The 20,502-nt window shown below is 71.1% G+C and carries 18 protein-coding genes; 3 read left to right on the forward strand and 15 right to left on the reverse strand.

What is annotated here, in order from left to right; genetic code table 11:
- Positions 1 to 27: 27 nt before the first annotated feature.
- The 4 genes from ACH4F2_RS19580 to ACH4F2_RS19595 all read right to left on the reverse strand — a co-directional run bounded on the left by ACH4F2_RS19580 (position 28) and on the right by ACH4F2_RS19595 (position 2,859).
- On the reverse strand, positions 28 to 621 hold the full coding sequence (locus ACH4F2_RS19580) for a TetR family transcriptional regulator (protein ID WP_398133967.1): 594 nt from the start codon (positions 619 to 621) through the stop codon (positions 28 to 30).
- A gap of 209 nt (positions 622 to 830) precedes the next feature.
- Entirely contained in the window at positions 831 to 1,562 is a 732-nt protein-coding gene (locus ACH4F2_RS19585) for a DJ-1/PfpI family protein (RefSeq protein ID WP_398133968.1), read from the reverse strand.
- Between the two features lie 29 nt (positions 1,563 to 1,591).
- Positions 1,592 to 2,203 carry a DJ-1/PfpI family protein gene (locus ACH4F2_RS19590; protein ID WP_398133969.1) on the reverse strand — a complete coding sequence of 204 codons (612 nt, stop codon included), beginning with the start codon at positions 2,201 to 2,203 and terminating at the stop codon, positions 1,592 to 1,594.
- Positions 2,204 to 2,205: 2 nt separating this feature from the next.
- Positions 2,206 to 2,859, reverse strand: coding sequence for an HD domain-containing protein (locus tag ACH4F2_RS19595; RefSeq protein ID WP_398133970.1), 654 nt, complete (start codon positions 2,857 to 2,859; stop codon positions 2,206 to 2,208).
- Between the two features lie 53 nt (positions 2,860 to 2,912).
- On the opposite strand from ACH4F2_RS19595, the gene ACH4F2_RS19600 reads away from it, so the two are divergent.
- A complete protein-coding gene (locus ACH4F2_RS19600; protein ID WP_398133971.1) occupies positions 2,913 to 3,908 on the forward strand; it encodes a GlxA family transcriptional regulator in 996 nt (331 codons plus the stop codon).
- Between the two features lie 234 nt (positions 3,909 to 4,142).
- On the opposite strand, the gene ACH4F2_RS19605 is transcribed toward ACH4F2_RS19600, so the two are convergent.
- From ACH4F2_RS19605 to ACH4F2_RS19615, 3 genes are read right to left on the reverse strand one after another with little or no spacing between them, the layout of a single operon-like run.
- Positions 4,143 to 5,381, reverse strand: coding sequence for a sensor histidine kinase (locus ACH4F2_RS19605; protein ID WP_398133972.1), 1,239 nt, complete (start codon positions 5,379 to 5,381; stop codon positions 4,143 to 4,145).
- Entirely contained in the window at positions 5,378 to 6,121 is a 744-nt protein-coding gene (locus ACH4F2_RS19610; protein ID WP_398133973.1) for a response regulator transcription factor, read from the reverse strand. Before ACH4F2_RS19610 ends, ACH4F2_RS19605 begins: the two co-directional genes overlap by 4 nt.
- A 4-nt stretch (positions 6,122 to 6,125) precedes the next feature.
- The gene (locus ACH4F2_RS19615) at positions 6,126 to 6,692 is read right to left on the reverse strand and encodes a DM13 domain-containing protein (protein ID WP_398133974.1); all 567 of its coding nucleotides are present in this window, start codon (positions 6,690 to 6,692) and stop codon (positions 6,126 to 6,128) included.
- Positions 6,693 to 7,095: 403 nt separating this feature from the next.
- Here ACH4F2_RS19615 and ACH4F2_RS19620 point away from each other — a divergent pair, with 403 nt between their 5' ends.
- Positions 7,096 to 7,971 (forward strand): PhzF family phenazine biosynthesis isomerase, encoded by an 876-nt coding sequence (locus tag ACH4F2_RS19620; RefSeq protein WP_398133975.1) that lies wholly within the window; start codon positions 7,096 to 7,098, stop codon positions 7,969 to 7,971.
- Here ACH4F2_RS19620 and ACH4F2_RS19625 read toward each other — a convergent pair.
- The 5 genes from ACH4F2_RS19625 to ACH4F2_RS19645 all read right to left on the reverse strand — a co-directional run bounded on the left by ACH4F2_RS19625 (position 7,943) and on the right by ACH4F2_RS19645 (position 12,971).
- Positions 7,943 to 8,293 (reverse strand): hypothetical protein, encoded by a 351-nt coding sequence (locus ACH4F2_RS19625; RefSeq protein ID WP_398133976.1) that lies wholly within the window; start codon positions 8,291 to 8,293, stop codon positions 7,943 to 7,945. The genes ACH4F2_RS19620 and ACH4F2_RS19625 overlap by 29 nt on opposite strands.
- A gap of 69 nt (positions 8,294 to 8,362) precedes the next feature.
- Complete coding sequence (locus ACH4F2_RS19630) at positions 8,363 to 9,718, reverse strand: GH1 family beta-glucosidase (protein WP_398133977.1); 1,356 nt, start codon at positions 9,716 to 9,718, stop codon at positions 8,363 to 8,365.
- Between the two features lie 58 nt (positions 9,719 to 9,776).
- Positions 9,777 to 10,616, reverse strand: coding sequence for a carbohydrate ABC transporter permease (locus ACH4F2_RS19635; RefSeq protein ID WP_398134098.1), 840 nt, complete (start codon positions 10,614 to 10,616; stop codon positions 9,777 to 9,779).
- 28 nt (positions 10,617 to 10,644) lie between these two features.
- Complete coding sequence (locus tag ACH4F2_RS19640) at positions 10,645 to 11,640, reverse strand: carbohydrate ABC transporter permease (RefSeq protein WP_398133978.1); 996 nt, start codon at positions 11,638 to 11,640, stop codon at positions 10,645 to 10,647.
- Between the two features lie 14 nt (positions 11,641 to 11,654).
- On the reverse strand, positions 11,655 to 12,971 hold the full coding sequence (locus tag ACH4F2_RS19645) for an ABC transporter substrate-binding protein (RefSeq protein WP_398133979.1): 1,317 nt from the start codon (positions 12,969 to 12,971) through the stop codon (positions 11,655 to 11,657).
- 202 nt (positions 12,972 to 13,173) lie between these two features.
- Here ACH4F2_RS19645 and ACH4F2_RS19650 point away from each other — a divergent pair, with 202 nt between their 5' ends.
- Entirely contained in the window at positions 13,174 to 14,490 is a 1,317-nt protein-coding gene (locus ACH4F2_RS19650; RefSeq protein WP_398134099.1) for an ROK family protein, read from the forward strand.
- Between the two features lie 6 nt (positions 14,491 to 14,496).
- Here the strand turns inward: ACH4F2_RS19650 and ACH4F2_RS19655 are convergent, their stop codons facing one another.
- The 3 genes from ACH4F2_RS19655 to ACH4F2_RS19665 form a co-directional block, all read right to left on the reverse strand.
- Positions 14,497 to 16,944 carry a glycoside hydrolase family 3 protein gene (locus tag ACH4F2_RS19655; RefSeq protein WP_398133980.1) on the reverse strand — a complete coding sequence of 816 codons (2,448 nt, stop codon included), beginning with the start codon at positions 16,942 to 16,944 and terminating at the stop codon, positions 14,497 to 14,499.
- 117 nt (positions 16,945 to 17,061) lie between these two features.
- Complete coding sequence (locus ACH4F2_RS19660; RefSeq protein WP_398133981.1) at positions 17,062 to 18,138, reverse strand: DUF1996 domain-containing protein; 1,077 nt, start codon at positions 18,136 to 18,138, stop codon at positions 17,062 to 17,064.
- Between the two features lie 84 nt (positions 18,139 to 18,222).
- Entirely contained in the window at positions 18,223 to 20,319 is a 2,097-nt protein-coding gene (locus ACH4F2_RS19665) for a discoidin domain-containing protein (protein ID WP_398134100.1), read from the reverse strand.
- Between the last annotated feature and the right edge of the window lie 183 nt (positions 20,320 to 20,502).

A 20,502-nucleotide genomic window follows, 5' to 3' on the forward strand; every position in this document is an offset into this window, starting at 1 on the left:
CCTCTTCGCCGGTCAACACGGCTCTCTTCACCGGTCGAAGGGCCGCACCGGCCCCACCTCGACACCCAGCAGCCGCCACGCCGCCAGTGCCCGGTGTTCCCGCTGCTCGCGAGTGGGGCCGGTGACGGCCCCCGAGACCATGGCGACAGCGATCATGAGATCGTCCTCCGCCGCAGCCAGCCGGTGGCCGTCCGGCAGATGCGCCCGCAGGGCCCGCTCGACCCGCCCGGAGAGCGTCGAAGCGTACGCGGGAATGCCGGAACGGCCGGCCGCACCATCGGCGTGCAGGATGTCGATGAAGGCCGTCGACTGGGTCTGGTGCCAGGTCAGCACACCCAGGATGCCGGCGATGTCCGCGCCCTGGGCTGCCGCTGCCCGCTCGATCTGACCGACGTTCTCATCCAGAATCGCGGTGGCGACGGCGGCTCGGTCGGGAAAGTGCCGGTACAGGACGCCCTGCCCCACTCCGGCTCGGCGCGCGATCGCGGACAACGGAGCGTCGAGGCCGTACTCCGCGTAGACCTCTCGTGCGGCAGTGACGAGAGCGGCCCGGTTGCGGTCGGCGGCCTTGCGTCCCTCGTTCGCGGGCCGCCGTTCGTCGGATGTGGGTTGCTGGGTCACCCCGAGAGGGTAACTCCGGACGCCGTGACCGCCCGGTCTTCGCGGCCGCCGTCCCGGCCGCACGCCGAGCGGGAAGCCCGCACCGGTGGTGCCGCCTTGCCGCCGGCCGTCATCCCGTTCCACGAGACCGCCCCGCCCGTCCCGTTCAAGCCGTCAATCCGTCTCCTGGGCGTGCGGGGCCGTGCCGAGACGGCGACCGCGAAGGACACTCACCGGTTGCTTCGCGGTGTCCACACCGTGCCGCGGGCCTCGTACTCGAGCATCTCCTCCAGACCGACCGCGGCGTCCGCGCCGAGTTCCCGGCGCACCAGCCACAGGGCGAGGTCCAGCCCGGAGGTCACGCCGCCGGCGGTGACCAGGTCGCCGTCGTCGACCACGCGGGCGTTCTTGAGCACTCCGCCCTGCCGCTCCAGGTCGGCCCGCGCTCGGTGATGGGTGGTGCAGGGGCGCCCCGTGGTCAGCCCGGCGGCGGAGAGCAGCATCACGCCCGTGCACAGCGCGCTGACGGTCAGGCCAGGGCGGGCCGCGGCGGCCAGGGCCCGTGGCAGGGAGCCCCGCCGGATCTCCGCCCACACTCCGGGATCCTCGCGGCGCGCGTACCCGCCGCCGGGGACGACGAGGAGGTCGGCGTCCTCGGGCGCCCATCCGTGGCCGACGCGCAGTCCGGTGCCGTAGGCGGCCTTGACGGTACGGGGGCCGTCGAGCGCGACGTAGCGGACCTCCACCGCGCGGTCGGCGAAGTAGCCGGAGGCGGAGAACACCTCGTACGGGGCGGTGAAGTCGAGTTCCTCCACACCGTCGAACATGACGACGTGTACGCGTAAGGGCCGGTCATGGCCGGGGGTCTCGGAGGCCGCCGCGTCGGCGGGGGTGGCGGTGCCGGCCGTCAGCGTCGCGGCGCCGAGCACGGAGGTGGCTTGCAGGAGGGTACGGCGTTTCATCTCGGTCGGTACTCCGGTTTCTCGGTCGGTCACGGGGCGGGGAGGGGCTCGTCCGCCAGGTACGGGGGTGCCGGGTCGTACTGGAGGGCACGGCGCACGGCGCGGGCGTGTTCGCGCCCGTGCAGGTGGCCGACGAGCCACAGGGTGCTGTCGATGCCGGCGGAGACGCCCTGACTGGTGAGCAGGTTGCCGTCGACCACATAGCGGGCGTCCCGTACGACGGTGACGTCGCCGCGCTCTTCCAGTGCCTCCTCGTACTGCCGGTGCGTGGCGACCCGGCGGGCCCGGGCCGGGCCGGCGGCGTGCAGCAGGAAGGCCCCGGTGCAGACGCCGACCACCCACGCGGCGCGCGCGGCGGTGTCGGCGAGCCAGCCGGTGACCCGCGCGTTGTGCGGCTCGACCTCCCGGGCGCCGTAACCGCCCGGCACGAGGACGACGTCCAGGGGCGGGTGGTCGTCGAGTGTGTGTTCCGGCAGTACCCGCATGCCCTGGGAGCACCGGACGGGCGCGGAACGCTCGGCGACGAGCACGACGTCGTCCGCGCCGTCCCGCAGCCCGGAGGAGGTGGTGAGCACCTCCCACGGGCCGGCGAAGTCGAGTTCCTGCGCCGTGTCGAACAGCAGGATTCCGTACGTGGCCATGCTCAGTTGCCCCAGCGCGCGGTGTCGGCCATGGTCTCCATCCGGGTCCTGTGCGGCGGCACGGACCTCTCCCTGAGCAGTTCGGACGCGACGGAGAAGAGCGGGGCCTTCTCCGGACGGTGCCGTGCCTGGGCGACGATCTCGTCGGTGAGCGTGGTGGCCATGGACAGCCGCGGATAGGCGGAGTGGATCGCGGCCCCGGTGGCATCGTCGACGCAGTCCGCGTCCAAGCCGAAGTCCATTCCGGTCCCCTGGTGCACCAGCGCGCACAGGGTGCCGCGGCGCTCGGCGATGCCCGGCGTCGTGTGCAGGGCGATGGCCTCCCACACGGCGTCGACGTCGGCGGTGGGCAGGCCCTGCGCGGTGAGGAACTCCGCGGCCGTGTCCGCGCCGTCCACCTCGAACCGCTGGTGACGGTCGCCCGCCTCCGTCAGGCCGATGTCGTGCAGGACGCAGGCCAGGAACAGCAGCTCCGGATCGTAGTCGCGCCCCGGCTCCGCGCCTTGGTGGTCGGCGCGGAGGCGGGCGAACAACGCGCTGCGGACGCTGTGGTTGGCGGTGGCGGTGGACTCCGTCCCGCGCACCAGGGCCAGTGCGCGGCGAGTGACGGAAGTGTCGGGGAGCGGAGGGACGCGTGTGGTCGTCTCGTCGTTCATGGCATTGATGATCGGCTGCGGCAACGGCCTTCGACAGTGGCAGACTTGCCTCCATGCGAGAGGAAACTGCCACCCCCGTCGCACCGCACCGCGTGGCGGTACTGGTCATGGACGACGTACTGCCCCTGGACCTCGGCATCCCGGCCCAGGTCTTCATCGCCGTGCCCGGTGATCCCTACGAGCTGACGCTGTGCGGACGGACCGCGGGGTCGGTCCCGACCGCTGCGGGGTTCGCCGTGACGGTGGCGGCCGGACTGGAGGCGGTGGGCGAGGCGGACACCGTGGTGGTCCCTGGGTACGCGCCGCACCTACGGGATCTGCCGCGGGACGTGCTCGCCGCACTGGCCGAGGCGCACGCCCGGGGCCGGCGGCTGGTGTCCATCTGCACGGGGGCGTTCGCGCTGGCGGCGGCCGGGATCCTGGACGGCCGCAGGGCCACCACCCACTGGAAGTACGCCGAGGAACTGGCCGTCCGGTATCCGGAGGTGACGGTGGATCCGCGCGTGCTCTACGTGGACGAGGGGCAGGTGCTGACCTCGGCGGGCGTCGCCGCCGGCATCGACCTGTGCCTGCACCTGGTGCGACGCGACCTGGGCGCACGGACGGCGAACCAGGTGGCGCGCACCCTGGTCTCCGCCCCCCACCGCGACGGTGGGCAGGCGCAGTACATCAAACGGCCGCTGGCCCCCGAGACGCCCGGCGTCACCCTGGCGGCCACCCGGGCCTGGGCCCTGGCCCGTCTGCACGAACCACTGACGGTCCCACTGCTCGCCGCTCACGCGCACATGGCCCCGCGGACCTTCGCCCGGCGGTTCGTCGCCGAGACCGGCACGACGCCCCTGCGGTGGCTGCTCACCACCCGGCTCGACCGCGCCCGAGAGCTCCTGGAGAGCACCGAACTCGCCGTCGACCACATAGCCGACCGCTGCGGCCTGGGCAGCCCCTCGAACCTCCGACTGCACTTCCGCCGCACCCTGGGGACGACACCGACCGCCTACCGCGCGGCGTTCGCCCCGACGACACGGCCGAGCTCCGCATCCAGCCCGTGAACACCGCAGGGCGCCGGTACGGGACCGCCGGGCGTGAGGCCGTGGTCGGGCGCGCGGGACGCAGCTGACCGGGCGCGGGTACAGCCAGGAGTGGGGTGCGGGCCGGCCGCACACCACTCCCGGCGTTCCCGGATCAGGGCTTGGTCCGGGTCCGGGCCTGATGAGGACCTTCAGCCTTTTGCGTTCGGCCATGGCCGGGGAGGGGTGCGGCAGGCCAGGGGCAGCGCTCACGGCCTACCGGACCGTTCCTGCACCGGGCACGGGCCGGCCCGCCCCATCCGCGGGGAGGGTGACCTCGAAGCGGCATCCCACCGCGGTGTTGCGGACCGATGCGTGGCCGGTGTGGGCTTCGACGATGCCGCGGACGATGGCGAGTCCGAGACCCGCCCCGCTGTCTCCGTGCCGCTGCCCCACGGCAGTGGCCGTCGTCGGGCCACGGCCGGCCGTGTGCTCGGCAACTGTCCCCGGATCCTTGACCGTCAGGCTGGGCGGTGTACGTGCCTGGCCGCCGCGCCACCCCGTGTCGAAGACGTGCGGCAGGTCCTGCTCCGCGATACCGCCACAGCCGTCCTCGACACCGAGCACCACCTTGCCGTCCTTCAGGTGTGCGCTCACCGCGACGGTTCCGTCGGCCGGTGTCGCCCGGATGGCGTTGACCAGGAGGTTGCCCAGCACTCGCGTGATCGCCTGGGTGTCGGCCCGGACCGGGAGCGCCGCGATTCCGCCGTCCACCAGGCGAACCCCGCGTTCGTCGGCCAGCGGCCGGGCCGAGGCGAGGGCGTCGTCCACCAGGTCGTAGATCGACACCCGCGTCAGGACCAGTTCCAGGGAGCGTGCCTGGATGCGGGAGAGTTCGAAGAGGTCGTCGACCATGCCGGAGAGCCGGTCCGCCTCGATACGGATACGTGTGTGGAAGCGGGCGGGATCGGGAGCGACACCGTCCTCCAGCGCTTCCGCCATCGCGCGCAGCCCGGCGAGCGGGGTGCGCAGGTCATGTGAGATCCAGGCGATCAGCTCCCTTCGTGAGGTGTCCAGCGACCTCTCGCGGTCCTGCGCGGCCCGCAGCCGGTTTCCGGCCGTCTCCAGGGCGGCGGCGAGTGCGGCGAGCTCGCTGGTGGGCGGGTGCGCCGGGGCCAGGAAGCCGGGCTCGCCGCCGACGGTGGTCGCAGCCAGCGCCAGTTCACGGCTGCCGGCGGCGATCCGACGCCCGAAGAGCAGTGCGGCTCCGAGGGAGAACGTCCCCGACACGGCGACCACGATGAGGACTACACGGAAGTCGTGCCCCGACAGGAACATCTCCAGCGCCACCGCGACCGTGCCGGCCGCCATCGCGACGACGGCGAGCGCGGCGACCGCGAACATCGACAGGACGACGGAGCGGCCCCGCAGCCAGGTGACGACGGGAGCCGCGAGCAGCCCCGCGAACAGAGCGCCCAGAGCGGCCAGGCCGACGATGATCAACATGTCGATCACGGCTGGAGGTCCTTGCGGCCGGCCTCGTCCTCGGGCGGATCGAAGCGGTATCCGGCGCTCCACACCGTGCTGATGAGCTTCGGCACGGCTGGATCGTCCTCGATCTTCTCGCGCAGCCGTCGGACATGCACGGTCACGGTCGACACGTCCCCGAAGTCCCACCCCCATACGTGCCGCAGCAGTTCCTCGCGGGAGAACACGCGTCCCGGATTGCGCAGCAGAAAAGCCAGCAGGTCGAACTCGCGTACCGTCAGGGCAAGTTCTCGGCCACCGCGTTGCGCTTGCCGTGCACCCGGGCTGGCGACGATGTCACCGGCCCGCAGCACGGCCGAGGCGGCGGAGGGCGGCGGGGCCTCGGCGCGGCGCAGTACAGAGGCCACGCGCAGCACCAGTTCGCGGGGGCTGAACGGCTTGGTCATGTAGTCGTCCGCACCCAGCTCGAGCCCCAGGATCCGGTCCGCCTCCGCACCGCGGGCTGTCAGCATCACCACGGGTACCGGAGGTCCCTGGCACGCACGCAGTCTGCGGCACACCTCCAGGCCGTCCAGGCCGGGCAGCATCAGGTCCAGGACGACCAACTGCGGTCGCAGGGAGGCGAACGCCTCCAGGGCGAGGAGGCCGTCATGGGCGTGCTCGACTTCGTAGCCGGCGCGGGCGAGATATCCGGTGACGACCTCGGCGACCGTCGGATCGTCCTCGACGACGAGGACTCGGCGGGCGGGTGCAGGGCCGGCAGTCACGGGCTCAGCCCTTGGCCGGAGCAAGGCCGGCAGCGCCGAAGGAGACCGCGAACCGCTCGCACCAGATGACGGCGCTCCGGAACCGGGACAGGTCGGTGCCGGCGGGGACGGTGTAGTTCTGGTTTCCCAGATTGCCCTTGAGCTTCCCGAGCTCGACGTCCCCGTCCCCGAGCCCCGCTTCCACCGCGGCGGGGTCCCGCATCGAGAGATAGACCCGAACGTCCGGCCCCTGCGAGGACTTGAGGTCCTCGATCCGCAGCACCTGGCTGCCGTCCGCGAGCCGGACCGTGCGAGCGGTGCCGCTGGTGTCGTGCTCATGGGACACGAAGCGGCCTTCGGCAAGGTCCACCGGTCCCGTGTCCTTCGCCGACGACTCCCCGCCGCTCACGCGGGCCGTGTCCCTCGTCGCCGGTTCACCGTTCGACGCAGGGGCCATGACGCCGGGCAGCGCCTCGTCCACGGTGGTGTCCGTGAACGCCTTCCACGGCTGGAAATAGAAGAGCCCGACACCGGCGACGACCGTCAGGACGAGCAGGACGGGCACAACGGTACGGCGGGACGAACGAGACACCAGGACCTCCGGAAGACAACGGGCGGACCGGCCGCGGCCGGCCGGCCGGTCCCATCATGCGTCCACCCAAGCCGCACTCGGCCCGCCACGGTACTGCCAGGGCTCCTCCGTCAGACTCCGGTAATAACACTGCCCGAACGACGGCCGGTCTACGACCCGGGCCATCCACTGGGCTCCACCGCCCCCGCATCGACGACCGGTTCATCTTCTGTCCTGGCCGGGGCCCACCGTCACGTCTGCCCACTGCCGGGCCCGGCCCTGCACCGCCCGGCAGATCTCGGACCGCTGCCCGACAAGATCACGGTGCACCTGTATCGATGTGCGGCACCGCCGCAGGCACCCCGGCCCCCGCCTCCACCCGCGTCCAGGAATAGCCGCGGGCCCGGGCCGCGTTGCCGCGTGCATGACGACGATTACGCCGCGGCCCGAGGTGCTGCGCTACACCGCCTTCTCCAGCGCCCCCGACGGAGGAAACCCCGCCGGCGTCGTTCTGGACGCCACCGGTCTGGACGACAGCGACATGCTGGCCATCGCCGCCGACCTCGGATACTCGGAGTCCGCGTTCCTGACCGCGCCCCCGGAGGGCCTCGGCGGCCAGGAGGGGCGGGCGTACAGCATCCGTTACTTCAGTCCCAAGGCCGAGGTGCCGTTCTGCGGGCACGCCACCGTCGCGACCGCCCTCGCGCTTGCCGAGCGGACGGGCCCCGGGGAGATGGTGTTCGCGACGCACGCCGGCACCGTGCCGGTGGAGGTGGCCGAGGAGGGCGGAACGCTCAGGGCCACGCTCACCAGTGTCGAGCCGCACATCGAGGAGACCGCCGACGCCGACCTCGCGGAGGCACTCGCCGCTCTCGGCTGGCCGGCCACCGATCTCGACCCGGCCTTCCCGCCCCGTATCGCGTTCGCCGGCGCCCGCCATCTCGTTCTCGCGGCGGCGACACGCGCTCGCCTCGCAGAGCTGGCGTACGACTTCGCGCGCCTCGAAGCCCTGATGCACCGCTTGGACCTGACCACGGTCCAGTTGGTGTGGCGGGAGTCGGCCACCGTCTTCCATGTCCGTGACCCGTTCCCCGTCGGCGGCGTCGTCGAGGACCCGGCGACAGGCGCCGCGGCCGCCGCGTTCGGTGCGTACGCCCGTGAGCTCGGCCTGGTTTCCGAGGACGCCGTTCTCACCCTGTACCAGGGCGAGGACCTGGGCCGCCCCGGCGAGCTCACGGTGACGCTGCGCGCGGGTGATCCGCGCGTGCGTGTCAGCGGCACAGGAACCCGCATCGGCTGATACTCCAGTGGGACTTCGTGATCCTTCCGGTCGCGGGGGCGGCCAGTCGTCGCCGGTAGTGGCTGCGCCGGGCTGTGGCCTGGTGGCTCCTGCGCCGGTTCGACCACTGCAGCAGCCTGTGCGGGGACGTGTTCGGGGGGCTCGGCAGGACGCCGAGCGGGTGGCGGACCTCGGGAACGGTCAGGTCGATGGGGCCGGGGCTGCGGGCGGGCCGGTTCGGCTGTGCGGTTCTGACCGGTGTCGCGTCGGCGGCGAGGGCGGCCAGCAAGGCCATGGCGAGCAGGTGACCGGTGGCAGGTCGCCGGTCACCGCCGCCCGTCACGTCCGCGGAGCTCCCGCCGGCGCACGCGCGTCCGCCCGCAGGAGCCTCCCCCGCCCTCCGGGCCGCGGGTCAGGCGTGGATCTGCCGGTGAGCGCGGATGATGTCCGCGTACCGGCGGCCGCTCGACTTGATGGTGCGCGCCTGGGTCGCGTAGTCCACGTGGACGAGGCCGAAGCGCTTGTCGTAGCCGTAGGCCCACTCGAAGTTGTCGAGCAGGGACCAGGCGTAGTAGCCGGCGAGCGGGGCGCCCTTGCGCACGGCGCGGGCACAGGCACTGACGTGCTGCTCCAGGTAGCGGGCCCGTTCCGGGTCGTCGACGGTTCCGTCGGGGCCGACGGTGTCGGGGAAGGCTGAGCCGTTCTCGGTGACGTACAGCTTGCGGACGCCGTAGTCGTCGGTCAGCCGCATCAGGAACGCCTCCAGGCCGTCGGCGTCGATCTGCCAGTCCATGCCGGTGCGGGGCACGTCGGGCAGGCGGACCTCGCGGGCGTACGGGACGGGGCCGGCCGGGTCGTCGGCGACCGTGACCGGGAAGTAGTAGTTGAGGCCGTGCCAGTCGAGCGGGGCGGCGATCGCGTCCAGGTCGCCCGGTCGTTCCGGCAGCTCCACGCCGTACAGCTCGCGCATGTCGGCGGGGAAGCCGCGCCCGTAGACCGGGTCGAGCCACCAGCGGTTGGTGTGGCCGTCCATACGGGTGGCCGCCGCGAGATCCTCCGGGCGGGTCGACGCAGCCTCCACGGTCGAGTGGTTGGTCACGAGCCCTACCTGGGCGCCCGGTGCCGCCGCGCGGATCGCCTGCGCGGTCAGTCCGTGGCCGAGGAGCAGGTGGTACGAGGCGTGCACAGCGGCGGTGAGGTCGGTGAGGCCGGGAGCCATCCTGCCTTCCAGGTGGCCGATCCACCCGGAGCACAGGGGTTCGTTCAGGGTGGCCCAGCGGGTGACGCGGTCGCCCAGCCGTCCGGCGACGGCGGAGGCGTAGGCGGCGAGGTGTTCGGCCGTGTCGCGTACGGTCCAGCCGCCGCGGTCCTGGAGGGCCTGCGGGAGGTCCCAGTGGTAGAGGGTGATGTTGGGGGTGATGCCCGCGTCGAGGAGGCCGTCGACGAGGCGGTCGTAGAAGTCGAGACCGGCCGCGTTGACCGGTCCGTCACCGGCGGGCATCACGCGGGGCCAGGCGACGGACAGGCGGTAGGCGTCGGTGCCCAGTTCCTTCATGAGGGCGATGTCCTCGGGCCACCGGTGGTAGTGGTCGCAGGCCTCGTCGCCGTGGTCGTCGTTGTCGATCTTTCCCGGGGTGTGGGAGAAGGTGTCCCAGATCGACGGTGCCCGGCCGTCCTCCGTGACGGCGCCCTCGATCTGGTAGGCGGATGTGGCCGTGCCCCACACGAAGTCGGGGGGAAAGGCGGCGAGGTCTGGCGAATCGGACACGGAGGGTGCCTCTCTGGGGTGATCGGAGAAGTGAGGTGAGGAAGGAGGACGCCGGCCGCTACTTGACGGCACCGGCGGTGAGGCCGGTGACGAGGTAGCGCTGCAGGAGCAGGAAGCCGGCGACGACGGGCAGGCTCACGACCAGGGAAGCGGCCATGATCTGGTTCCAGTACACGTCGTTCTGGGTGGAGTAGCCCTGCAGGCCGACGGCGAGGGTGCGGGTGGCGTCGTTGGTCATGACCGAGGCGAACAGGACCTCGCCCCACGCGGTCATGAACGCGTAGACCGCGACCGCCACGATGCCCGGTACCGCTGCGGGCACGATGACCCGGAACAGGGCGCCGAGTGGTCCGCAGCCGTCCACCTTGGCGGCCTCGTCGAGGTCTCTGGGCACCGAGTCGAAGTACCCGATCAGCATCCAGATGGAGAAGGGCAGCGAGAAGGTCAGGTAGGTGAGGATCAGGCCGCCTCGGGAGCCGAAGAGCGCGATGCCGGTGGCGTTGCCGATGTTGACGTAGATGAGGAACAGCGGCAGCAGGAACAGGATGCCGGGGAACATCTGGGTCGACAGCACCGTCACCGTGAACAGGCGCTTGCCGCGGAAGGAGTAGCGGCTGACCGCGTAGGCCGCGAACACCGCGATGGTGACGGAGCAGACGGTCGCCGCGCCGGCCACGATCAGCGAGTTCATGAAGTAGTCGGCCAGCGGGACCGTGTCCCAGATGTCGAAGTACGGGCTGACGGTGAGGTCCGAGGGGATCCACTGGAACTTGCCGGACACGTCCTGGAGCGGCTTGAGCGAACTCGAGATCATGACGTACACCGGCAGCAGTACGAAGCCGGCGAGGAGGGTCAGGAAGATCCGCCGGCTCCACAGGAAGGACTGCGGGGCAGCCATCGGGGAACGGACCTGACGCCGGGACTGGCTAGGCATCGGTGGCCTTCTTTCCTCGGGACGTGAACCAGAGGTAGGCGCCCGTCACCACGAGCAGGAACAGCAGCAGGAGGACCGACATGGCGGATCCGGTGCCGAAGTTCCAGGTCTGGAACGAGGACTGGTAGATGTGCAGGGAGATGAGGTCGGCTGCCTCGGGTGCCGCCTCGCCGAAGAGGACGAACGGCGTGTTGAAGTCGTTGAACGTCCACAGGAACAGCACCAGGACGAGGACCTGGTTCACCGGGCCCAGCGCCGGCAGGGTGATGCGGCGGACCTGCTGCCAGATTCCGGCACCGTCGAGAGCGGCGGCTTCGTAGATCTCCCGGGGGATGTTCTGCAGCCCGGCCATGACGATCAGGAAGGCGAAGGGCCAGCCCTTCCACACCGAGACGACGAGCAGGGCGACGAAGCTGTTGTCGCCGATCAGCCAGAACGGCGGACTGTCGGTGAGGCCGAGCTGGTCGTGCACGACGTGGTTGATCAGTCCGTTGTCGCGCTGGAACATGAACGCCCAGGTGATCACGGCGGCGTAGACGGGCAGCGCGTACGGGACGAGGAAGAGCGTGCGCAGGAAGCCACGGCCGCGGAAGCTCTCCTGCATGAAGACGGCCGCGGCCACCCCGAGCAGCCAGCACAGGCCGACAGAGAGCACGGTGAAGAGGCAGGTGGTGAGGAAGGAGTTCAGCAGCGCCTCGCCGACAGGGGCGTTGAAGTCGACGGCGAGGGAGTAGTTGTCGAACGCGGCCCAGGGAGCGGTGCCCCAGTCTCGGATGTAGAACTGGGTCAGCTCCCTGAAGCTGACGACGACGCCGATCACCATCGGCACCAGGTGGACCAGGAGTTCGAGCAGGAGCGCGGGGAGCAGCAGGAGGTACGGCAGGCTGATGTGACGCAGCCGCCCGGAGCGGCGCCTGCGCGGCGCTCCGGGGGATTCCTTGCGTGCCTTCCGCTCGCCTGAGGCAGGGGTAGCGGTGAAGGTGGTCATGGAGGTGTCCGTACTCACTTCGTGGGCATCTGCTGCTGGGCCTTGTCGAGCTTGGCCCGCACCGATTCGGTGGTCACCGACCGCCCCGCGGCGGCGTCGGCGAAGAGTTCCTTGATCGCGGTGCCGACGAGGGTCTCGAACTGGGACTCCTCGGGGACCTGCGGAAGCGCGGTGGCGCTGTTCGTGAGGGTCTCGCGCAGGACGGCGAGTGACGGGGTGTTGAAGGCCGGGTCCTGTTGGGCGGTCTTGACCGGCGGGATGGAACCGTAGGCCTTGTTGAGGACGATCTGCTCTTCGTCGCTGGTCATGAACTTGACGAACTTCTTGGCGCCGTCGATGTTCTTGGTGTTCTTGAAGACGGCCATGTTGATGCCGGCGACCATGGAGTTGGTGGCCTTGCCCTGACCGCGTTCACCGGACTGCACAGGAGCGGGTGCCACTCCCCATTCGTCCTCGTTCATGCCATGGGTCTTGAAGGTGGCGGACGCGGTCTGCCACAGCACCATGCCTGTCTTGTCCTTGGCGAAGTCGCTCAGGGACTGGTTCTGCGCGTACTCGGCGCTGCCCGGCGCGACGATCTTGTCCTTGGCCATCAGGTCGACGTACTGCTTGACCGCGGCGACCGCGCCGTCGGAGGTGAAGTCCGGCTTGCCGTCGGCAGTGAAGAAGTCGGCGCCGTGCTGCTTGGCGAGGACGAATACCTGGTGGATGTTGTTGGACAGGTTGGAGCCCTCGGCGCCGAGGCCGTTGTGACCCTTGGCGGTGAGCTTCCTGCCGGCGGCGACCAGCTCGTCCCAGGTGGCCGGCGGCTTCGCTATCCCGGCCTCGGCGAACAGGTTCTTGTTGTAGTAGAGCGCGTAGGCCATGGAGTACAGCGGAACGGCGGCGGGATCCTGGCCCTGGACACCCGTGGAGCCGAGGGCGGACTCGATGAAGCGGTCCTTGCCGCCGATCGCCTCGAAGTTCTTCGCGTCCCAGGGCAGCAGGGCGCCACTGGCCTGGAGCGAAGCGCTCCAGGTGTTGCCGATGTTGAGGACGTCCGGGCCCTGGCCCGACGTGGTGGCGGTGAGGATCCGGTTCAGCAGGTCCCCCCAGGGCACGACCTCCAGCTTCACCTTGATGCCGGTCTGCTTCTCGAACTTGTCGAGTTCGGGCTGGAGGACCTTCTTGTCCACCTCCAGGTTCGCGCCCTGGTTCGAAGCCCAGTAGGTGAGCGTCTTCGGCTGCTCGTTGGAACCCTCCGAGCCGGACGAGCCCCCGCCGCAGGCGGCCGCGGTGAGAACGAATGAGAGGGTGACGGCGCCGACGGCTGCGGCTCGGATTCTGCGCATGACTTCAGGTGGCCCTTCCGGGAAGGTGAACGGACTTCGCCTGCGGGGAGGGTGCGACACGAGTGGCGACCCGCGTTCGATCCCTGAAGTGTCCCGCTGCTTAATTCACGGTGTGAGTTAAACCTCAAGTGAAGGTCGCGTCAAGGCCTCGGGCCCATGTAAGTTGCATGCAGGACGTCGGAGACGAGGTGGCACAGTGAAGATGCGCAGTGGCCGTACGGTGCGTGACCTGCGGCGGGAGAATCGCACGGCGGTGTTGCAACGATTGTATTTCGACGGGCCTTTGAGCCGTTTCTCGCTCGGCCCGGTCACCGGGCTGAGTTCGGGCTCGGTGAGCAACGTGGTGTCCGAACTGGTCGCCGAGGGCTTGGTCGAGGAGGCCGGCAGCGTGGACTCGGCCGGCGGCCGTCCCCGTACGCTCCTGCGCGTCAGCGCGAACAGTGGCTACTTGATCGGCGTGGACGTCGGAGAGACGCGGGTGCGGATCGAGCTGTTCGATCTGGCTCTCAACGAACGCGCCCGGGTGGAGCGTCCGTTGACGTCCGAGAGCCCGCGACGCGTGGACCGTTACGACGTCGATGTGGTGGTCGGTCATCTCCGCGAAGGCATCCCCGAGGTGCTGAGCCAGGCCGGTATCCCGGCGGAGCGGCTGCTGGGCGTCGGTATCGGCGTGCCGGGTATCGTCGCGGGGGACGCGGAGGACGGCGCCGTGGTGCACGGCCAGACCATCGGCTGGGACGCCGTCCCGCTGGAGCGGCTGCTGCGCGAGTCCCGGTTGCTGCCCGAGACCGTGCCGTACTACATCGACAACGGCGCCAAGACGCTCGGCCAGGCGGAGATGTGGTTCGGTGCCGGGCGGGGCGCGCAGAACGCCGTGGTGGTCCTCTTCGGCTCCGGTGTCGGCGCCTGCGTGGTCACCGACGACATGCGGTCCGGCAAGGCCCTGGAGTGGGGGCATCTGACCGTACGGGTGCGGGGCCGGCAGTGCCGCTGCGGGGCGAAGGGCTGCCTGGAGGCGTATGCCGGGTCAGAAGCGCTCCTGGACCGGTGGGCGGAGGCGGGCGGGCGGCCGCCGGGGGGCGCGGACGAGGAAACGGCGCTGACCGCGATGCTCGCCGCCGCGTACCCCGTCCCCGACGGCAAGGGAGTGACCCCGACGGCCGACGCGACCGCGCTGGCCGTCCTGGAGGAGACCGCCGAGTACCTCGGCGCGGGCTTCTCCGACCTGATCAACCTCTTCCAGCCCGAACGGATCCTCGTGGGGGGCTGGGCAGGGCTCCAGCTCGGCCGGCGGTTCCTCGACACGGTGCGGACGTACGCCGCTTCCTACTCGCTGAAGTACCCGGCCGCGCACGTCGAGATCGACCTCGGCACGCTCGGCCCGGACGCCGTCACCGTCGGGGCGGCGATCCTGCCGCTCGCCGACTTCTTCGCCCGTGGCGGCCGCCGCCCCGAGACGGATCCGGAACAGCAGAGCCCCGTCTGGCAGACCAGCCTGCGGGAACGGGCGGCGCAGTGAGAGGGCTCAGCCGGTGCACGCCCGTCGCTCGACCGTCACCTCCCCTTCCCACCGCGGGTCCCCCGCCGACCTGCCCACCGTGAGCCGGTACGGACCGGGCTCCGTGGACCAGGCGCGCTCCTCCTTTGACCAGTGGCGCAGTGCGCGGGGCGCCACCTCCACCTCGGCCGTCACCGTCCGGCCCGCCTCCGCCCGGACCGCCGCGTAGCCGGCGAACCAGCGTACGGGCCGCTCCACGGCAGACCCCGGCCGGGCCACGTAGACCTGGACGACCTCCCGCCCTGCGCGGGTCCCGGTGTTGCGCAGGCGTACCCGGACGGTGAACGCTTCGCCCGTCGTGACCCTGGCCGGCGCGTCGACGGCCTCGTACTCCCAGGTGGTGTACCCGAGTCCGTGTCCGAACCAGAAGGCCGGTGCGCGGCCGGCCCGCAGCCACGCCCGATGGCCGACGTGAAGCCCCTCGGCGTAGTCGAGACGGCCCTTCGCGGGTCGCGTACGCGTCACCGGCGTGTCCGCCAGAGAGGCACCCCACGTCGTGGGAAGCCTGCCGCCGGGCTCCGCGAGTCCGAACAGTACGTCGGCGAGACCCGCACCCGCCTCCTGCCCCGGGAACCAGGCGAGCAGCACCGCGCCCACCTCGTCCCGCCACGGCATCTCGACCGGACCGCCGCTGTTGACGACCACGACCGTACGCGGACCGGCCGCGGCCACCGCCCGCACGAGGTCGTCCTGGCGCCCGCCGAGGGACAGGTCGCCGCGGTCGTGTCCCTCTGTCTCGTCCTGCTCGGTGGTGCCGACGACCACGATCGCGACGTCCGCCCCGCGGGCCGCCTCCACCGCGGCCGCCACCGCGCTCTCGGCGTCGGGCTCCGGCGGCGCCGCGGTGACGACGGTGGCGCGCCCGCAGCCGGGGACCAGCTCGCGCCGCGCCACGACGTGGACCGGCCGCCGCTTCGAGGTCAGCTCCGTCCGTGCCTGCTGGACAGGTGGATTGACGTGGACGACCGCCGGATCGTCGGTCTCGCGGGGGAACACGCCGTCCAGGATCGTGACTCCGTCGACGGTCAGCGTCATCCGGCCGAATCCGCCGACACCGAAGGTCCACTCCCCCGTCCGCCGCGGCCGCAGCAGGGCGCTGATCTCCACCGTGTGGGCTCCAGGAGGCAGATCCGGCTCCAGCTGACGGCCCGAGAGGCGATGCTCGGCGCGCAGTTCTCTCCCCGACTCGTCCAGAACGCGCAGCAGCACCCCGGGGACGCCCGACCTCGGGTCGTCGCACCGGTCGGTGCCGAGGGGGGCGGCAGCGACGCCCGGCGTCGGACCGGGAGCGTGCACCACCCGGGCGCGGCCTCGCAGCCGGGCCCGGACACCGGCCAGGGGGGTCACCACCGCAGACGGGAAGACACCGGCACTGCCGCCGCCCTGCGTGCGGGGTGACGCGGCATGCGCGCCGATGACCGCGACGGTGGAGAGCTCCGCCGGATCGAGGGGAAGCACCCCCTGGTTGCTGAGGAGGACCGAACCGGCCGCGGCGGCCCGGCGCAGCAGCGCCCGGGTGTCCCGGGAGCCCCGAACCGGCAGGTGTCGTCGGCGGCGGGGCGCGAAGGCGCCCACCCGGTCGGCGAGCCGGAGCAGTCGACGCACCTTGTCGTCGACGGCCTTCTCCGGAACCCGTCCCTCCTCGACCGCCTGGACCAGCGCCGCTCCCCAGGGGCTCTGCGGCCCGGGCATCGCCAGGTCGAGGGCGGCGCGGGCCGGCCCCTCGGTGGACCGCACCGCGGCCCAGTCGGACACGACGACTCCGTCGAACCCCCACTCCCCCTTGAGGGGCTCGTCGAGAAGGGGATGGGACGTCATCGTCACGCCGTTGACGGAGTTGTAGCCCGCCATGACGAGCCACACGCCCGCCTCGACGGCCGCCTCGAAGGGGGCGAGGTACACCTCGCGCAAGGTGCGCTCGGACGCCCGGACGTCGACGGTCAGCCGGTCGGTCTCGGAGTCGTTCGCGACATAGTGCTTGGCCGTGGCAGCCACACCGTGGGCCTGGACGCCCCGGATCAAGGCCGCGCCGGTGCGGCCCGTCAGTTCCGGATCCTCGGAGAAGCACTCGAAGTGCCGGCCGCCGAGCGGGGTCCGGTGGAGGTTGAGGGTCGGAGCCAGCACCACGTCGACGCCCTTGTGGGCGGCCTCCGCGGCCAGCAGCCCACCGAGTTCCTCCACCAGTGCCTCGTCCCACAAGGCTCCCAGGGCCGAGGCGGAGGGCAGCAGCGCGGAGGGACGTCGCTCGTCCCACGCCTCCCCGCGGACGCCGGCCGGCCCGTCGGACATCACGATCTCCCCCAGCGCGATGCCGTCCTCCCCCGCCGTGCGCCACGTCGTGGCACCGGTGAGCAGACGTACCTTCTGCTCCAGGGTCAGCTTGCCGATGTGCCGGTCGAGCGACCTGTCGTTCATTCCCGTCCTTCTTTCACAACTGCTCGGTCAAGGCCCTGCCGGGAGCCGCGGGGCAGGGCACAGGGCCCGGCCGCTGCCGCGTGTGCGGGAGTGGCCGGGCCCGGGTACTCCCGCTGGTCAGGGCAGTCGGTAGTCCGCGTTCAGGACCGCGTCCCGCTCCGGGTGGTACAGGTCGTAGCCGCGCGCGTCGCACTGGAAGCCGCCCACGATGCATCCGTCGACCAGCGCCCCGAGGGTCCGCTCCTCCCAGGCGTTGAAGAAGTCGTAGTGGAAGGAGTGGCCGCGACCACTGGCCAGGCGGACGTCGCTCATGTCGCCGTTGACCGGCCAGGCCATCTTGAACTCGATCATCGGCACGGCGACCGGGTGGGACGCCGGACACATGTTGTCGTTCGTGCCCGGCTTCACGACCGGGTAGGCCATGTGGCTCTTGTGGTCGGGGGTGTCGAGGTACTTGCCGTCCCAGCAACTGGGCGCCTGCATGCGCAGGTTGAGCTGGACGTCGGGCCGCTCCGGGCAGCTCGCCGGGATGTCGACGTTGAAGAAACTGTCACCGCACTCCCAGCCCTCGACGAAACCCTTGTGGCCCCGGAACTCCTGGGCGCTCTGCATGGGGTCGCCGACGACGAACCGCAGCCCCTTGGGGAAGGGCCGCACGCTGGTGTAGTCGGTGACGCCGGCCTTGTAGTAGATGACCTGAGGGCCGACCGGCAGGATCTTCCTGTCCCCCTCGTACAGGGACGGCATCCAGTACGCGGAGGCGTCGGCCGGTGCGAGACAGGCGGTGTCACCGCCGTAGAGGCTCGCCGTGGTGCTGGCGGCGTTCGTCGTCGTGTTGCCCATGAACGTGTGGTCGTGGGACTTGCCCGGCTGCCCCGGGTACACGATCGGGTCGTCCGGCGCGGTGTGCGTGACGGCACAGTTGGCCTGGAACTCCTTGTGGTAGCGGGGCGGCGGAGTATGCGTGGACGGTGTGACGCCGGTGACCGGAGGGACAGCCGGTATGTAGCCGTCCCCGTCGGGGTCGTCGCCGGACGCCTGGACCGACACCGCCGTGGTGTGCCCCGCGTGATGGCCGGCCGGGGCGGGACTTCCCGGATCGGCCGCAGTGGCGACCGTGCCGAGACCGAGGACCGACGCGACGAGAGCGCTGCCGAGAAGGAGCGCGGGGAGTTGTTTCGAACGCCATCTCATGGAGGGCCTCCAGCCCATGGTGGGGGGGTGATGACCCGGCAGGGGGCTGAGCGCTGCCCCCTGCCGGGGGTATGGCGTGGTACGTCAGCTGTAGACGCCGAACTCGTGGAGCGAGTAGCCCCAGCCCGTCCCGCGGGCCGTCAGGTGCAGTCGTACGTGCCGTGCGGTCGCCGCGATGTCGATGGTGTCGATGTCGCCGTTGCCCGCGGTGGTGGTGTGAACCGTGCGCCAGGTGTTTCCGTCGTCGGACACCTGGACCTCGTAGGACTTGGCGTAGGCGGGGTCCCAGACGAGCTGGAGCTTGCGGACGGTGGTGGGGGCGCCGAGGTCGACGCTGATCCACTGGGGGTCGCTCCAGTCGCTGGCCCAGCGGGTGTCGGTCTTGCCGTCCGTGGCCTTGGCGGGCTCGCAGGGACAGTCGCCGTACGACTCCTGGAACGAGGAGGCGGTGGTCGGCTTGTTCAGCGCCACGTTGGTACCGGTGACCGGTGGGGCGACGACCTTGACCGACTTGGTCTCGATGCCGGCGTTGCCGCGGCCGTCCTCGGCCTGGATGTACACCTTCCACACGCCGAGCTTCTCGGGCGCGGTGACGGCGAAGGTGCCGTTGCCGGTGGACCGCCACTCGGCCTCGACCAGGCGCTTGTCGCCGTTGGCGTAGTTGCCGCTGAGGTAGATCTTGTACGTGATCGGGTCGCCGTCGGGATCGCGCACGTCGGCACGCACGGTGAACTCACTGCCCGCCGGTGCCGGGGAGGCGGCGCTGACGGCCATGTTCGAGATGACCGGGGGCGTGTTGTCGCCGCTCGTCGACCCGGTGTAGGCCCTCTTGACGGAGTAGTACGAGAGCCTCTTCAGGCCGTCGGGCAGGAGGTTGAACCAGACTCCGCCGAAGTCGTGCTCGATGCCGTAGTGGAACAGGGTGGCCCCGAGCGCGACGCCCCGGTGGCCGGTGATGCAGTTCCACGCCTGGGTGTAGCCGTCCGCCTTCTGCACGTCGGTCGGCTCGTCGGGGACGCCGTTGGCATCGTCCGCGACCTCCCACTCACCGGCCGGGCCGCCCTCGGTGATGATGTACGGCTTGGTGTAGCCGCCCTCCTCCCAGTCCTCCTGCACGTTGCAGATGTCGCCGTAGGAGTTCATCGAGTACAGGTCGAGGTCGGGCGCGTTGCGCTTGTAGTACGGCCAGGCGCCGGTCCAGGCGTCGGTGGAGGTGACCGGATGGTCCGGGTCGATCGAGTGGATCTTCTTGGCGACGTCGTTGACGAAGGAGGTGTAGGCGTTGCGCTGGTCCTCGAGCTCGGTGCCGCTGTAGCAGTTCTGCAGGCCGAGCACCGACTCGTTGCCGACGTTCCACATCAGTGTGGCGGGGTGCGACTTGTAGGTCTCCACCCACTTGGCGAACTCGGTCAGCATGTTGTTCTTGTACGTCGTGTCGGTCACGTAGTTCACGCAGCCGCCGCTGCCCGGACCGCCGCCCGGCTGGAGCCAGAAGCCGTTGATCACACGGATGCCGTTGGCCGCCGCGGAGTCCAGCAGCGGCTCGGTGCCGCCGTCGGTCCCCCAGGTGCGGATCGTGTTGACGCCCATCGACTTCACGTCGGGCATGTACTTCGGGGCGTCAGCGATGGCCGGGCCCCAGGTCAGGCCCTTGACCGTGTACGGCTGCCCGCCGACGGTGAGCTGCCAGTTCCCCTGGGAGCCGGTCACCTCGACCGCTCCTCCTCCGACGGGAGATGTGCCGTCCGTGCTCCCGTACACCTGGAACTCCCACAGGGAGTAGCCGTAGCCGCCGGAACGCTCGGTGCCCAGCATGCGGACGTAGCGGCCGGAGCCGGAGACGGCCACGTCGTCCGTGCCGCCGTCACCGCCGGTCACGGTCTTCAGGTTCCGCCAGTCCGTGCCGTTGTCGGACGCCTGGATCTGATAGCTCTTGCCGTACGCGCCTTCCCAGGTCAGCACGGTCCGGCTGAGGTCGGCCTTCTGTCCCAGGTCGACCTGGAACCACTGCGGGTCGCTCCACTGGCTGGACCAGCGGGTGCCGGTGGGATCGCCGTCGACGGCCGCCGACGCGGCGTACGCGTCGCCCTCCTGCGAGGAGGCGGTGGCGGGCCTGCCCTGCGACAGCAGGGTGTCGGCCGCGTGAGCGGGCGGGGCGGCGAGGGTGAGCGAGGACATCATCAGCGCGCCGAGAACCAGCACGGAGAGGCCGGCGCGGCGGCGGGTCAGGGCGAGCGGTGAGGGGGGTCTGAACACATCTGCTCCTGGCAGGTCGGAGTGCCGGGTGGGGAGCGCTCTCCGGGGTGGGTCCCCGGTCGCCGTTCGGCGCATGGCCGCGGTGTGCCGCCCGGATCGGAACGGCTC

Origin of the sequence: Streptomyces sp. NPDC017890 (genome assembly GCF_044328675.1) — a bacterium.
Taxonomy (GTDB): domain Bacteria; phylum Actinomycetota; class Actinomycetes; order Streptomycetales; family Streptomycetaceae; genus Streptomyces.

Coding starts and splice junctions, on each gene's coding strand:
- ACH4F2_RS19585 (WP_398133968.1), bottom strand. CDS start 1,562: ATGAAACGCCGTACCCTCCTGCAAGCCACCTCCGTGCTCGGCGCCGCG.
- ACH4F2_RS19590 (WP_398133969.1), bottom strand. CDS start 2,203: ATGGCCACGTACGGAATCCTGCTGTTCGACACGGCGCAGGAACTCGAC.
- ACH4F2_RS19595 (WP_398133970.1), bottom strand. CDS start 2,859: ATGAACGACGAGACGACCACACGCGTCCCTCCGCTCCCCGACACTTCC.
- ACH4F2_RS19600 (WP_398133971.1), top strand. CDS start 2,913: ATGCGAGAGGAAACTGCCACCCCCGTCGCACCGCACCGCGTGGCGGTA.
- ACH4F2_RS19620 (WP_398133975.1), top strand. CDS start 7,096: ATGACGACGATTACGCCGCGGCCCGAGGTGCTGCGCTACACCGCCTTC.
- ACH4F2_RS19635 (WP_398134098.1), bottom strand. CDS start 10,616: ATGGCTGCCCCGCAGTCCTTCCTGTGGAGCCGGCGGATCTTCCTGACC.
- ACH4F2_RS19640 (WP_398133978.1), bottom strand. CDS start 11,640: ATGACCACCTTCACCGCTACCCCTGCCTCAGGCGAGCGGAAGGCACGC.
- ACH4F2_RS19645 (WP_398133979.1), bottom strand. CDS start 12,971: ATGCGCAGAATCCGAGCCGCAGCCGTCGGCGCCGTCACCCTCTCATTC.
- ACH4F2_RS19650 (WP_398134099.1), top strand. CDS start 13,174: ATGCGCAGTGGCCGTACGGTGCGTGACCTGCGGCGGGAGAATCGCACG.
- ACH4F2_RS19655 (WP_398133980.1), bottom strand. CDS start 16,944: ATGAACGACAGGTCGCTCGACCGGCACATCGGCAAGCTGACCCTGGAG.
- ACH4F2_RS19660 (WP_398133981.1), bottom strand. CDS start 18,138: ATGAGATGGCGTTCGAAACAACTCCCCGCGCTCCTTCTCGGCAGCGCT.
- ACH4F2_RS19665 (WP_398134100.1), bottom strand. CDS start 20,319: ATGATGTCCTCGCTCACCCTCGCCGCCCCGCCCGCTCACGCGGCCGAC.